1 protein-coding gene is annotated in these 238 nt (G+C 63.0%); it reads left to right on the plus strand.

What is annotated here, in order from left to right; translation table 11 throughout:
- A partial coding sequence (locus ACP7FG_RS13210) for a hypothetical protein (RefSeq protein ID WP_439226665.1) occupies positions 1-238 on the plus strand: 238 nt, incomplete at both ends.

Here is a 238-nt window from a genome sequence, read left to right on the forward strand (position 1 = left end):
CGCCATCACATCAACGAGCTCCGGGATGCGGGCCTCGTCGACGTCGTTCGCTTCGAGGAGGGGCGTGGTGGGACGACGAAGTACTACCACGCGAACACGATCGTCCTCTCGTACTCACTACCAGATTCGGCCGACGCCGCCGTCGAGGAGATGATCGACGCTGCCCAGCCCCAGATCACGGACGCGCTCACTACGCTCACCGACGAGTACGACGACGCTATTGAGGAGATCGTCGAGG

Origin of the sequence: Idiomarina sp. ST10R2A5, assembly GCF_051842325.1 — a bacterium.
Classification (GTDB): Bacteria; Pseudomonadota; Gammaproteobacteria; order Enterobacterales; family Alteromonadaceae; genus Idiomarina; species Idiomarina abyssalis.